General features: G+C 39.2%; 17 protein-coding genes and 2 other annotated features. Of the genes, 1 reads left to right on the top strand and 16 read right to left on the bottom strand.

The annotated features are described in order from the left end of the window. Positions 1-69 precede the first annotated feature (69 nt). The 16 genes from rplJ to LZ480_RS16855 all read right to left on the bottom strand — a co-directional run bounded on the left by rplJ (position 70) and on the right by LZ480_RS16855 (position 12,572). On the bottom strand, positions 70-570 hold the full coding sequence (gene rplJ, locus LZ480_RS16930) for a 50S ribosomal protein L10 (RefSeq protein WP_241370727.1): 501 nt from the start codon (positions 568-570) through the stop codon (positions 70-72). A 32-nt stretch (positions 571-602) separates the two neighbouring features. After that, positions 603-747 (bottom strand) — a sequence feature (ribosomal protein L10 leader region). Between the two features lie 75 nt (positions 748-822). Next, positions 823-1,521 (bottom strand): 50S ribosomal protein L1, encoded by a 699-nt coding sequence (rplA, locus tag LZ480_RS16925; protein ID WP_241370726.1) that lies wholly within the window; start codon positions 1,519-1,521, stop codon positions 823-825. 133 nt (positions 1,522-1,654) lie between these two features. Further along, positions 1,655-2,080, bottom strand: a complete 426-nt coding sequence (gene rplK, locus LZ480_RS16920) for a 50S ribosomal protein L11 (RefSeq protein ID WP_042478596.1) — start codon at positions 2,078-2,080, stop codon at positions 1,655-1,657. A gap of 179 nt (positions 2,081-2,259) precedes the next feature. Continuing rightward, positions 2,260-2,799 (bottom strand): transcription termination/antitermination protein NusG, encoded by a 540-nt coding sequence (gene nusG / locus LZ480_RS16915; protein WP_241370725.1) that lies wholly within the window; start codon positions 2,797-2,799, stop codon positions 2,260-2,262. Between the two features lie 237 nt (positions 2,800-3,036). Beyond that, positions 3,037-3,222 (bottom strand): preprotein translocase subunit SecE, encoded by a 186-nt coding sequence (gene secE, locus LZ480_RS16910; RefSeq protein ID WP_241370724.1) that lies wholly within the window; start codon positions 3,220-3,222, stop codon positions 3,037-3,039. A 40-nt stretch (positions 3,223-3,262) separates the two neighbouring features. Next, entirely contained in the window at positions 3,263-3,409 is a 147-nt protein-coding gene (gene rpmG, locus LZ480_RS16905; RefSeq protein WP_241370723.1) for a 50S ribosomal protein L33, read from the bottom strand. A 78-nt stretch (positions 3,410-3,487) separates the two neighbouring features. Continuing rightward, positions 3,488-4,135, bottom strand: coding sequence for an RNA polymerase sporulation sigma factor SigH (gene sigH, locus LZ480_RS16900; protein ID WP_241370722.1), 648 nt, complete (start codon positions 4,133-4,135; stop codon positions 3,488-3,490). 72 nt (positions 4,136-4,207) lie between these two features. After that, a complete protein-coding gene (locus tag LZ480_RS16895) occupies positions 4,208-4,720 on the bottom strand; it encodes an NYN domain-containing protein (protein ID WP_241370721.1) in 513 nt (170 codons plus the stop codon). Between the two features lies 1 nt (position 4,721). Continuing rightward, positions 4,722-5,591, bottom strand: coding sequence for a 23S rRNA (guanosine(2251)-2'-O)-methyltransferase RlmB (rlmB, locus tag LZ480_RS16890; RefSeq protein ID WP_408641634.1), 870 nt, complete (start codon positions 5,589-5,591; stop codon positions 4,722-4,724). 2 nt (positions 5,592-5,593) lie between these two features. Next, entirely contained in the window at positions 5,594-6,001 is a 408-nt protein-coding gene (locus tag LZ480_RS16885) for a Mini-ribonuclease 3 (protein WP_241370720.1), read from the bottom strand. After that, the gene (gene cysS / locus LZ480_RS16880) at positions 6,001-7,404 is read right to left on the bottom strand and encodes a cysteine--tRNA ligase (protein WP_241370719.1); all 1,404 of its coding nucleotides are present in this window, start codon (positions 7,402-7,404) and stop codon (positions 6,001-6,003) included. Before cysS ends, LZ480_RS16885 begins: the two co-directional genes overlap by 1 nt. Positions 7,405-7,406: 2 nt before the next feature. Continuing rightward, positions 7,407-8,051 carry a serine O-acetyltransferase EpsC gene (epsC, locus tag LZ480_RS16875; RefSeq protein ID WP_241370718.1) on the bottom strand — a complete coding sequence of 215 codons (645 nt, stop codon included), beginning with the start codon at positions 8,049-8,051 and terminating at the stop codon, positions 7,407-7,409. Positions 8,052-8,122: 71 nt separating this feature from the next. Beyond that, positions 8,123-8,346: a binding site (T-box leader), on the bottom strand. Positions 8,347-8,420: 74 nt separating this feature from the next. Further along, a complete protein-coding gene (gene gltX / locus LZ480_RS16870; RefSeq protein WP_241370717.1) occupies positions 8,421-9,881 on the bottom strand; it encodes a glutamate--tRNA ligase in 1,461 nt (486 codons plus the stop codon). A gap of 120 nt (positions 9,882-10,001) precedes the next feature. Further along, positions 10,002-10,478: a 2-C-methyl-D-erythritol 2,4-cyclodiphosphate synthase gene (ispF, locus tag LZ480_RS16865; RefSeq protein ID WP_241370716.1), complete on the bottom strand. Its 477-nt coding sequence runs from the start codon at positions 10,476-10,478 to the stop codon at positions 10,002-10,004. 302 nt (positions 10,479-10,780) lie between these two features. Further along, positions 10,781-11,470, bottom strand: a complete 690-nt coding sequence (ispD, locus tag LZ480_RS16860; RefSeq protein ID WP_241370715.1) for a 2-C-methyl-D-erythritol 4-phosphate cytidylyltransferase — start codon at positions 11,468-11,470, stop codon at positions 10,781-10,783. 13 nt (positions 11,471-11,483) lie between these two features. Then, on the bottom strand, positions 11,484-12,572 hold the full coding sequence (locus LZ480_RS16855; protein ID WP_241370714.1) for a PIN/TRAM domain-containing protein: 1,089 nt from the start codon (positions 12,570-12,572) through the stop codon (positions 11,484-11,486). A 305-nt stretch (positions 12,573-12,877) separates the two neighbouring features. Between LZ480_RS16855 and LZ480_RS16850 the strand changes: the two genes are divergently transcribed. Continuing rightward, positions 12,878-13,528 carry an acetate uptake transporter gene (locus LZ480_RS16850; RefSeq protein ID WP_241370713.1) on the top strand — a complete coding sequence of 217 codons (651 nt, stop codon included), beginning with the start codon at positions 12,878-12,880 and terminating at the stop codon, positions 13,526-13,528. Positions 13,529-13,543 lie beyond the last annotated feature (15 nt).

Raw genomic sequence — 13,543 nt, 5'->3', positions numbered from 1 at the left:
TAATTTCCTCCTATTGGATGTTTATTGTTTTTTTAGGCCGTTAAGCCGAGATTGGAAGTTAAGATGCAATTAAGCGCCTTGCTCTTCTTTTTGTTCTGCAACAGCTTTTGTTGCAAGTGCGAAGTTGCGCACTGGAGCTTGAAGTACAGATAAAAGCATTGATAATAGACCTTCGCGAGATGGAAGTTCTGCAAGAGCTTTAACGTCTTCAACAGATGCGACAGTACCTTCGATGATACCAGCTTTAATTTCTAACGCTTCGTTTTTCTTAGCGAACTCGTTGATGATTTTAGCTGGAGCTACTACGTCCTCGTTAGAGAATGCGATAGCGTTTGGACCAGTTAAGAATTCGTTGATTCCTTCTAAACCAGCGGCTTCAGCAGCACGACGAGTTAAAGTGTTTTTGTAAACTTTAAACTCAACACCAGCTTCACGTAATTGCTTACGTAATTCTGTTACTTGTCCTACAGTTAAACCACGGTAGTCAACTACTACTACAGATGCAGCAGCTTTGAATTTATCAGCGATTTCTCCAACTTGAACTTTTTTAGTTTCGATTGCTTTGCTCATGATGACACCTCCTATTAGAATGAGTCATTTATACCGACAAAGAAAAGCCTCTATATCATAATAGACACAGAGGCTGAAAGTACATCATCTTAAAAAGAATCCGAACTCCGATGTCCTCGGTAGGATCATTAAGTGACAAGTCACTCCTACTGTCTACGGTACAAATGGATGATTCACAACAGCATCCATCTTACCAAGTAAGCGGGCCGTTGTCAAGTAATTCAATCAAAACAATTAATAGAATTGTTTTGATTATTTAACTGTTACGTTAGAAGCGTCAACTTTTACAGCAGGACCCATTGTAGTTGTAACGTTTACAGACTTCATGTAAGTACCTTTCGCTGCAGCTGGCTTAGCTTTTTGAACTACTTCAAATACAGTTAAGAAGTTTTCTACTAATTTTTGAGTATCGAAAGAAACTTTACCGATAGGAGCGTGGATGATACCAGCTTTTTCAGCGCGGTATTCTACTTTACCAGCTTTAATTTCTTCGATAGCTTTAGTTACGTCAAAAGTAACTGTACCAGTTTTAGGGTTTGGCATTAAACCTTTTGGTCCTAATACACGACCTAATTTACCAACTTCACCCATCATATCAGGTGTTGCTACGATTACATCGAAATCGAACCAACCTTGTTGGATTTTGTTAACCATATCTGAATCGCCTACGTAGTCAGCACCAGCAGCTTCTGCTTCTTTAGCTTTCTCACCTTTAGCGAATACTAATACTTTTTGAGTTTTACCAGTACCGTGTGGTAATACTACCGCACCACGGATTTGTTGGTCATTCTTACGAGTGTCGATACCTAATTTGAATGCTACTTCTACAGTTGCATCGAAGTTAACTGTAGATGTTTTTTGCGCTAATGCTACTGCTTCTTCTACAGAGTATAAAGTAGCGCGATCGATTAATTTAACTGCGTCTTGCAGTTTTTTACCTTTTTTAGCCATTATAAATTTCCTCCTTGATTGTGGTTGTAACGGATTTGACCTCCCACGAATAAAGGTTGCGCACTCTTCTAAATGAATATCCGAGCGCAGCAACCTTCCAAAAACAAAAACATCATCAAGTGTGAAGATGGGATTAGTCTTCGATAACGATACCCATGCTTCGTGCAGTACCTTCAACCATTAACATTGCAGCTTCAACTGAAGCAGCGTTAAGGTCTGGCATTTTTTGTTCAGCGATTTCGCGAACTTTATCACGTTTAACCGTTGCAACTTTCTTACGGTTTGGTTCACCAGATCCAGATTGGATACCAGCTGCTACTTTAAGTAATACTGCTGCAGGTGGAGTTTTAGTAATGAAAGTGAATGAACGGTCTTCGAATACTGAAATTTCAACTGGAATGATTAAACCAGCTTGATCAGCAGTACGAGCGTTAAATTCTTTACAGAATCCCATGATGTTAACACCTGCTTGACCTAATGCAGGACCAACCGGTGGTGCTGGGTTTGCTTTACCAGCAGGGATTTGAAGTTTTACAACTTTAATAACTTTTTTAGCCACGAGACACACCTCCTTAAGTCCGTGATGTGGTAATTGGGTTGCCCCTCCCACTCAAATATCTGTTCGTCAGCTAACTTGCCGATAACATTAAAACTAATTTTATATCACACGTCATTTTATGACAGTCTGACCTATGAAATGATAACACTTTTAAAAAGCTTAATCAAGTATAAATAAATCTATATTTTTTGAATTTGGTTAAAGTCAAGCTCCATCACTGTTTCGCGACCGAACATATCAACTAAAACTTTTAATTTAGCTTTTTCGATATCTACTTCTTCAACGCGACCTTGGAAGTGTGCGAATGGTCCTTCAAGAACTTCCACAACTTCACCTACAGTAATTTCAACTTCACCTAATCGTTGTTCGTTCATGCCCATTTGAGCAAGTAAGCGCTCAGCTTCTTCCGGTAAAAGTGGAGTTGGTTTTACGCCACCACCCGAAGACCCGATGAACCCCGTTACACCTGGCGTGTTACGTACCACATACCATGCATCATCAGTCATGATTAGTTCTACCAATACATAACCAGGGAAGATTTTACGCATTACTGCTTTTTTCTTACCATCTTCTTTTACGTCGATTTCTTCGTGTTCTGCTACGATAACACGGAAAATTTTATCTTGCATTCCCATCGTTTCCACACGTTTTTCAAGATTTGCTTTTACTCGGTTTTCATAACCAGAATAAGTATGCACTACATACCAATTTTTTTCCATATTAGGTAGGACTAAATCGTCCGTCCCTCCTTTATATTAAAAGTGTTAAGGCGTGTTTCCCTATTTACTTACTTCAATTACACCTCGGCGTAATTGCGTCCAGATTTTTTCGAGCGAACTCGAAAAAATCCTCTAAAAAATCTATTTCTTCAAACAAAACGTATTTGTTTTAAAACAAATGAAAAAACCCGTTATTTGAAATGGACGGGCTCTTTCGCAATATTAACATGACCTAGCTTATAGAGACAAGAACCAACGGAATAATTCTGAGACTCCTAGATCTACAACTGTAAAGAATAACGCCATTACGATTACTGTTGAAATTACAACAACCGTATATTTCGTTAGCTCTTTGCTTTTTGGCCAGCTTGTTTTACGCATTTCAGAGCCGACTTCTTGTAAAAAGTTCGATACCTTACTCATTTTCGCCTACCCCCGAACAACAAATTAATCTATGTTTCGTTTATAACGTTTGTTTATGCATTGTATGTTCATTGCAATGCGAGCAAAACTTTTTAAGCTCTAAACGCTCTGTAGTTCCTTCTTTTTTCGGAATACTATAGTTTCGAGAGCCGCATTTTCCACAACTTAAAACGACTTTTTTTGCCATAATTTATCACCTTTTCGGCATTTTGTCCTTTAAAGACTAACACCTAATTTTGTCAATGTCAACAAAGGCTCATATGCTTTAGGTCATTTCTTTTAGCTCTAAATGACGCTCTAATTTCCGCTTGACGCGTTGCAATGCATTATCGATAGATTTGACGTGGCGATTTAATTCTTCAGAAATTTCATTATAGGATTGCCCCTCTAAATAGCGAGTTAGTACTTGTTGTTCTAGCTCGCTCAGCACTTCTCCCATCTTTTGTTCTAAATAATGATAATCCTCACGATTAATCATCAAATACTCCGGGTCATCTGAAATCGGACTTGTAATTATGTCCATTAGTGTACGCTCCGATTCCTCATCATAAATCGGCTTATCGAGCGATACATAGGAATTCAGCGGAATATGCTTTTGACGTGTAGCTGTTTTGATTGCTGTAATGATTTGTCTTGTAATGCACAGTTCAGCAAATGCGCGAAACGATGCAAGCTTATCCTCTTTAAAATCACGAATTGCCTTGTATAAACCAATCATGCCTTCTTGAATAATATCTTCTCGGTCCGCTCCTACTAAAAAATAAGACCGCGCTTTCGATTTCACAAATAATCGATACTTTGAAATCAAAAAATCTAACGCTTCTGTATTGCCTAGATGCACTTGCTCTACAAGTTGTTCATCTGATAAATGTCCAAATTGCCGTACGATTTGTAACTTCTCACTTTTAAGCAATGAAAATCACCTCGAGCTACGTCAGAATAAATTAGGAACAGTATAACTTAATTGGAAAAATCGAGCAAACTATTATTTAAGCCCTCTTCTCCACTTTTCAAATTGCAACTCTACTTCCTTTGATAATTTAATGCGTGAAGCAGGTTTTTCATCGCGCGCTTCTTTTACTTTCGATGAAATTTTCGATTGAATAATTTGCATTTCAATTTCAAGCTCACGTGCTGATTTTCGCAGCGCACCATGACCAAAGACAACATTTTGTTCAGTCATATCAGATGTGGCTACATGAATTTGAACTTTGCGGCCTTTTAACTCATTGGATAATTTTTCAATACGCTCATCCGCAGTTTCATTTTTGCGGGTATAAATCACTTCAACAGCATGCTGAATATAAAGCTGCTCCGTACCAGGAACAAGATGCGCATCAAAGACAACAATGACGCGCCAACCTGTATGTGCTTTATATTCCGCCATTCGCTCAATTAAGCGATCGCGGGCATCTTCAAAATGTGGCTCACGCAGAGGACGAAGCTCACGCCAAGCGCCAATCATGTTATAGCCGTCTACTAGCAAAATATTTTGCATATTAGCCGTTTACTTCTTGGCGTTTACGGTACACTTCGTACATTAGTAGCGCTGCCGCAACTGAAGCGTTTAACGATGTTACATGACCGATCATTGGTAAATGGTATAAGAAATCACATTTATCATTTAATAGACGGCTCATTCCTTTACCCTCACTACCAATAATTAAAGCTAGCGGCAATGTTGCATCCATTTTGCGATAATCTTGAGAACCTTTCGCGTCTGTACCAGCAATCCATACACCGCGATCTTTTAGCTCATCTACTGTTTGTGCTAAATTTGTCACACGAACAACAGGAACATGTTCAATTGCGCCTGTTGAAGCTTTAGCTACAACAGCTGTTAAACCTACCGCGCGACGTTTCGGGATAATGATCCCATGTGCACCAATTGCATCTGCTGTACGCATAATGGACCCTAGGTTATGCGGGTCTTCCAACTCATCTAAAATGATGAAAAATGGGTCTTCATTTTTTGCTTTGGCGACAACAAATAAATCATCTAGCTCTGCATAATCATACGCCGCGACAGAAGCGACAATTCCTTGGTGATTATCTGCTAATTTATCAATCTTTTGCTTTGGAACGAATTGCACTAATACACCTTGTTCTTTTGCTAAATCGATTAATTCTTGAATCCCTGTTTTCTTTACACCTTCAGCAATCCATACTTTGTTAATTTCACGCCCAGAACGTAATGCCTCAAGTACTGGATTTTTACCTGCAATCATTTCCCCATTTACTACTTCGGGAGCATTTTGCGGCTTGTCCGGCTGTTTTTTCTCTTGTGTTTTAAAGGCCGGCTTTTTGTCACGGCCTTTAAAATCACGTGGCGCTTTATGATTTCGATCTCGTTGTCTTTTTTCCGCCATAATTACACTCCTTTTGACTGCTCTACAATAACAATTGCATAGTCGATAATTTCATTTGCCCGCGCTAGCTCTTCACATAAAAATAGATAGCCTAATACCGCCTCAAAGCCCGAGCTATTACGATATGTGCGTACGTCTGTATTTTTAGGAACAGAGCCGGATTTCGCATTACGTCCTCTACGAAATACCGCCTGTTCCTCTTCTGTTAAAAAATTTTCATCAATCATTCGGTGTACAATATTTGCTTGCGCTTTTGCTGATACATACTTTGTGGCTTCTTTGTGCAATGTATGTGGCTTTGCACGACCTAATAAAATTAAATGCTTGCGAATGCGTTGTTCTAGCACGGCATCGCCCATATAGGCAAGTGCCAATGCATTTAATTGCTTTATTTCATGAGATGATTGCATTATTGGCCTCGTTTCCAGCGCGTCCCTTGACGAGTATCTTCCAATACGATATCCATGCTAAGTAATTGATCACGAATTTCGTCTGAACGTGCAAAATCACGATTTTTACGCGCTGCATTACGTTTCTCGATTAACGCTTCAATTTCTTCATCAAGTAAACCAGCCTCTACTTTTACTTGAATCCCTAATACACCACCAATTGTATCGAACATCGTCAAGATAGCTTGTAGCACAGCTTTATCCGTATTTGCTTCGTTTAAGTAGACGTTAGCAATACGAGATAGTTCGAATAATACTGAAATCGCATTTGCCGTGTTGAAGTCATCGTTCATCGCTAGCTCGAAATCAACTTTTGCTTGGTTCACCTTTGCAATCCATTCTTCACTATTATCTCCCAAACTTGCAGATGAAGCTAATCGGTGCTCTACGTTCGCATAAGATGTACGGATACGATCTAAACCATTTTTCGCGGCTTCCACTAAATCTTGCGCAAAGTTGATTGGATGACGGTAATGTACAGATAGCATGAAGAAACGGAGTACTTGTGGGTCGATTTGTTGGCGAATGTCATGAACTAAAATAAAGTTACCTAAAGACTTCGACATTTTTTCGTTATCGATATTAATATACCCATTATGCATCCAGTAACGCGCAAATGTTTTGTCATTATGCGCTTCTGATTGCGCGATTTCGTTTTCATGATGTGGGAATGTTAAATCTTGCCCACCAGCGTGAATATCGATTGTATCACCTAAGTGCTCACGTGCCATTACTGAACATTCAATATGCCAACCTGGACGCCCAGCTCCCCATGGTGAATCCCATTTCACTTCTCCTGGCTTTGCCGCTTTCCATAGTGCGAAATCTAATGGGTCTTCTTTTTTCTCGCCCGCCTCAATACGTGCCCCGACCTTTAAATCATCAACAGATTGTTGGCTTAATTTTCCGTAGCCATTAAACTTACGTGTGCGGTAGTAAACATCGCCTTGAGATTCATATGCATAGCCCTTGTCAATTAGCACTCGAATAAACTCAATAATATCGTCCATATGCTCAGTTACACGTGGATGTGCATCTGCTTTTTTGCAGCCTAATGCTGTAATATCTTCAAAATACGCCGCGATAAAACGCTCTGTTAATGCTGATGTTTCCTCACCTAACTCATTTGCCGCTTTAATAATTTTGTCATCAACGTCTGTAAAATTTGATACGAATTTTACATCGTAACCTGCGTATTGCAAATAGCGTCGCACTGTATCATAGACGATAACTGGACGTGAATTCCCAATATGAATGTAGTTGTATACGGTCGGTCCGCATACATACATGCTTACTTTGCCTTCTTCTAATGGCACGAATGCCTCTTTTTGTCGTGTTAATGTATTAAAAATTTGAATGCTCATAATCATTGCTCCTTTTTTAAGTTTGCAATTTCTTGCTGTAATTGTTCAAGTGTTTTTTCTAATGAATCACAGCGATCACCGACTGGGTCAGGGATGTTTTGGTGATCGAACTTTTTCGCTTCTGTCCGAACGCCGTCAATCATAACAACCTTACCCGGAATCCCAACAACAGTTGCATTTGGCGGCACTTCTTTTAAGACAACTGAGCCCGCGCCAATTTTACTGTTTACACCAATAGTAATCGAGCCCAGTACTTTCGCTCCCGTCGCAACTAATACCCCGTCTTCTAACGTTGGGTGACGTTTCCCCTTTTCCTTACCCGTACCACCAAGTGTCACTCCTTGATAGAGCGTAACATCGTTGCCGATTTCACATGTTTCACCAATCACGACTCCCATACCGTGGTCAATGAAAAATCGGCGCCCAATTTTTGCACCTGGGTGAATTTCGATACCGGTAAAGAATCGACTAATTTGAGAAATGGCACGTGCAACAAAGAAAAATTTACGTTTGAAAAAACAATGCGCAATTCGATGTGACCAAATGGCATGTAAGCCCGAATACGTTAATACAACTTCAAATACGCTACGTGCTGCCGGGTCATTTTCAAAAATATTATCGATATCTTCCCTTATTCGTTTAAACATGCTCTTGCCCTCTCTCTTTTTTCTTTTTAGAAAAAAAAAAAAAAAAAACGCCTCTGCCACCTAAATAGGATGACAGAGACGCATAATACGCGCGGTTCCACTCTGGTTGAAGAAAGCTACATGTTTCTTCCACTTGAAAGTCCGGTAACGAGGACAAGGCGATTTAACCTACTATTAGTTCAATTAAATACTCGAAGGTGCACTTCTGCTTTGCCTTGACCTAGATCACTTTCAGCCGGTGATGATCCTCTCTAAAAGGTATGCGCTGCGTACTTCTCCCTCTCGACGTGTTAACGTTATAATAAATTGTACATTTATTGTACATTTATTTTTTAAAAAATCAATCAATTTGTTTATTCGAAAAAGCAATTAAACGGAAAATTTCCCTACACGTACAATCGCCTTTTCTTTACCGATTAAGGCAATCGCATCTGCTAATTCTGGACCGTGTGTTTGACCTGTTGTCACAACACGGATTGGCATGAATAAGCCTTTACCTTTTACACCCGTTTCTTTTTGAACAGCCTTAATTGCCGCTTTAATTGAAGCTGCGTCAAATGACTCTAATGATTCTAATTGTGCCTTAAATGCAGCCATTACTGTTGGAACAGTTTCACCAGCTAATACTTCTTTCGCTTCTTCATCATATGAAATTTCTTCTGTGAAGAATAGGCTCGATAACTCAACGATTTCTGCACCGAAACTCATTTGCTCATGGTAAAGACCGATTAAGTCAGACGCCCAAGCTTGTTGTTCGGCAGATAATTCTTCCGGTAAAAGTCCAGCTTTTTGTAAGTGTGGTAATGCTAACGCCACAACCTCTTCGCGTGGTAATTTTTTGATGTATTGGTTATTCATCCAAGTAAGCTTTGTTTTATCAAACATAGATGCTGATTTTGATAAACGCTTTTCATCGAACATTTTGACGAACTCATCATGTGAGAAGATTTCTTCTTCACCTTCTGGAGACCAGCCAAGTAACGCGAAGAAGTTAAACATTGCTTCTGGTAAGTATCCAAGGTCTTTATATTGCGTAATGAATTGGATAATCGATTCATCACGTTTTGATAATTTTTTACGGTCTTCATTAACGATTAATGTCATATGACCGAAGCGTGGATACTCCCAGCCAAATGCATCAAAAATCATCATTTGTTTTGGCGTGTTTGATAAATGCTCCTCCCCACGGAATACATGTGAAATTTCCATGAAGTGATCGTCTAACACTACAGCATAGTTGTAAGTTGGAATACCATTAGCTTTTACTAATACCCAATCCCCAATATCTTTCGATTCGAATGATACATCCCCACGAACTAAGTCATTGAATTTATACGTAACGCCTTCTGGAACTCGCATACGAATTGTATGAGCAATACCAGCAGCCTCTTTTTGAGCTACTTCTTCTGCAGTTAAGTGACGGCATTTACCATCATAAGCTGGTGCAGCTACGCCTTGTGCTTTTTGCGTTTCACGAGATGCTTCTAATTCTTCAGAAGAACAGAAACATTTATATGCTTTGCCTTCTGCTAATAATTTGTCAGCGTGTTCTTTATAAATATCTAAACGCTCCATTTGTCGGTATGGTGCGTATGGACCACCGATGTCAATAGACTCATCTGGTGTAATACCTAACCAACGCAAGTTATCTAACTGAGAAGCTTCGCCGCCCTCTACGTTACGCTCGATATCTGTATCTTCAATACGTACTACGAAAGTACCGCCATGGTGCTTAGCATATAAATAGTTGAATAAAGCTGTACGTGCGCCACCGATGTGTAAAAATCCTGTTGGCGATGGTGCATAACGAACGCGAACTGGTTTCGTCATAATATTGCCTCCTAAATTTAAGCGTCAAATAAAATCGACCCTTTTAACTTTGTTCATTTTACCACTTGAAGTTGTTAAATAAAAGTGGTGCACGTCGAAATGTGACGCACACCTTCTTGATTAGGCTTTTACTAAAAGTATTGTTGCCATTGAGGCAATCCCTTCTTCACGACCAACAAAACCTAGTTTTTCAGTTGTCGTTGCTTTCACATTGACTTGTGATGAGTCGGCATTTAACAATTCTGCAATACGATTGCGCATTGGCTCGATATACGGTGCCATCTTTGGGCGTTGTGCCATAATCGTGCAATCCACATTACCTAATTTATAACCTCGTTCCTCAACCATTTTCCAAATGTACGATAGTAATTTCGCTGAATCCGCATCTTTCCATTCTGGATCTGTATCTGGGAAATGACGTCCGATATCACCTTCACCGATTGCGCCTAGTGCTGCGTCTGTTACTGTGTGTAGTAATACATCTGCATCTGAATGCCCTAATAATCCACGCTCATGTGGAATGGTAATACCGCCTAAAATTAATGGACGTCCTTCTGCAAATTCGTGAACGTCAAAACCTTGCCCAATTCGAAACATATATCCGCTAGCTTAAACTAATAAAGCTAGCCTTCACCTTCTTTCTCGTAATCTCATTAGTTCTAGTATAATCAACTTCTTGTGAAAAAGCACATTTCGTAACAAATTGACAATCAATTACGCTAAGGCGTAATTGCGAACAGGTTTTTTCCCTTTGAGTGAAGGACATACTTGGCATTCATCCCCCACTTTTAGAAATGGGGGATGAATGTACCTGTCGCTTTACGCGTGGTACAAAAAGAATTTGCTGAAGCAAACTAAAATACCTTGAAAAAACATTCACATTTTTCAAGGTATTTTTATTAAATGATTTGCTTTCGGCGATTTAAAATAGCCTCACCGAAAATTAAATCTTCCTGCGTGGTCATTTTGACGTTCTCATAGCTGCTTTCAACAATATGAATATCATGCCCTAATCGTTCCACAAGCATCGCCTCATCCGTCCCTAAAAAGCCAACCTTCTCAGCAACATCTTCTGCTTGGGCTAACAAATCAAATCGGAATGCTTGTGGTGTTTGAATCATCCAAAGCGATTCACGATCTACCGTTTCTTTAATCAAACCATGTTCAACAACTTTCATCGTATCCTTCGCATGTACACCGGCAATAGCCGCACCTTTACGATAGGCGACATTTGTCAGTTCCGTAATCGTTGGTAATGTAATAAACGGACGTGCAGCATCATGGACAAGCACCACTTCAACTGCTTGCATTTCCTTGATACACGAATGTACCGAATGCTGACGTTCTGCTCCACCAGTAGGTAAGCCTTTTACTTTTGTAATATTGTAATTTGCTAACAATGACTGAACAAACGCTCGCTCTTCATCTTTTACCGCAAGCCAAATACCTGAGCAGTTTTCATCACTTTCAAAGACAAGTAATGTGTGCACTAAAATGGGCTTGTCGACTAATGTTAAAAATAATTTATTTTGCCCGGCACCCATACGCTTTCCGCTTCCTGCTGCTGGCAAAACGACTTCATAACGCAAAATGCTTCACTTCCTAATCCTCTTTTGGCTTGGCGAAAATCATACGGCCTGCTGACGTTTGCAGTACGCTCGTTACCGATACTGTAATTACCTGACCAATATAACTTCGACCACCCTCAACAACAATCATTGTACCATCATCTAAATAAGCAACACCTTGGTTATGCTCCTTACCTTCTTTAATGACGACAACTTGCATATCCTCACCCGGAATAACGACTGGCTTCACCGCATTGGCTAAATCATTAATGTTTAACACTTCCACACGATGCAAATCACATACTTTGTTTAAATTGAAATCATTCGTTAAAATTTTGGCGTCCATCTTTTTCGCTAAACGCACTAATTTTAAATCTACTTCTGATACATCTTCAAAGTCAATTTCTGTAATTAATACAGTAGATGCACGCTCATCTTGTAGACGTTTTAAAATATCTAACCCCCGTCGACCACGCGTACGTTTTAACGTATCGGACGAATCAGCAATATGCTGTAACTCCGTTAATACGAATTGCGGTACGACTAAAATCCCCTCAACAAAGCCTGTTGCCGAAATATCTGCAATACGGCCATCAATAATGACACTTGTATCCAATAATTTATATTGCTCTTGGATATCTGCATCCTTTCCAGGCGCATCTCCAATCCGTTTCTTAGAAGATTTACCAGAAAACATCTGTAATAGCTCTTCACGCTTTGTAAAACCTAAACGGAATCCTAAATAACCAAGAATAATCGATAAAATCGCTGGGACTACCGAGGTAATCGAAGTAATAATTGGGATATTCATTTGATTAATCGCTACACCGGCTAATGTCGCCACACTTAAACCGACGATTAAGCCAAGTGTACCGAACAATAAATCTGAAGCGGGCAATTTAAATAGCTTTTCTTCTGACCACGTAATCAGCTTTACAAAGTAATCCGATAACGCAAACGATAATACGAATAATAGAGCAGCACCTATCGCAACACTAAAATATGGATTATTAAGCCAAGGATGGGATGATAAATTCATAAATTCGTATAATGGCGGTAAGAAAATCAGGCCTAATGCTCCACCGATAAATAAAAATGCTACTTGAATTACTTTCTTTAACATACAATTCACCTCCATATAATAATTATACATACAACCCTCATTTGTTGCGAAAAACAGCACTCATTTGTGTACTACAACAGGAAAAAACATTTTTATCTACCTTATAACAAAATAAGCTATTTCATTGAACTATTCTCTAAATTCGAGCGCTTTTTTCGAATAAAACTTTTGTTAAATTTGCATTATATCTTTTTGATAATGACTAACTTCCTTCAAAATTATACCAACCTCTAGTTTATATTGTTATTTTAGTATATTATCCGCATATAACAGGAAAAAAACACCCTGAGATAGGAGAATACGTTTTGAATTCAACAAAAGAAATAAAAATTTCTACCGCTGATCCATCGGCTATTGGTTTATTCGGTTTAGCCATTGTAACATTCGTTGCTTCAACTCAAAAACTAGGTTGGACAGAAGGTGTAAGTTTAGTTATTCCTTGGGCGATTTTCTTAGGTGGTATCGCACAGTTTTACGCATCGGTTTTAGACTCGAAGCATAATAATACATTTGGTACAACTGCATTTGGCGCGTACGGTTTATTCTGGATGGGCGTTGGGATGACTTGGTTCATCCAAGCAGGTGTTTTCGGTGAAGCATTACAAGCTTCAGTAGATACACATCAACTTGGGGTTGTGTATCTAGGTTACTTAATCTTTACCCTATTTATGACGATTGGTGCAGCAGAAACAAACAAAGTTTTATTTGCAATCTTCGTTATGATTGATTTCCTATTTGTCGGTTTAGCATTAAGCTCATTTGGTATTATGGAGCACGGTATGCACTTATTAGCTGCCTACTCTGAATTTATCATTGCCCTATTATCATTCTATGGGGCTGGCGCAAACGTACTAAACAAACACTTTGGCTTCAACTTCTTACCACTTGGTCGTCCATTCGGTATTTTCAAGAAGGAAGCATTCGAGAAAAAATCTAACGACGTAAAAGCTCATTAAGGCCGACTTATTTTT

Source organism: Solibacillus palustris, from assembly GCF_022549215.1.
Taxonomy (GTDB): domain Bacteria; phylum Bacillota; class Bacilli; order Bacillales_A; family Planococcaceae; genus Solibacillus; species Solibacillus daqui.
Note: the sequence above shows the minus strand (reverse complement) of the source record. Positions and strands in the feature narration are given on the sequence as shown.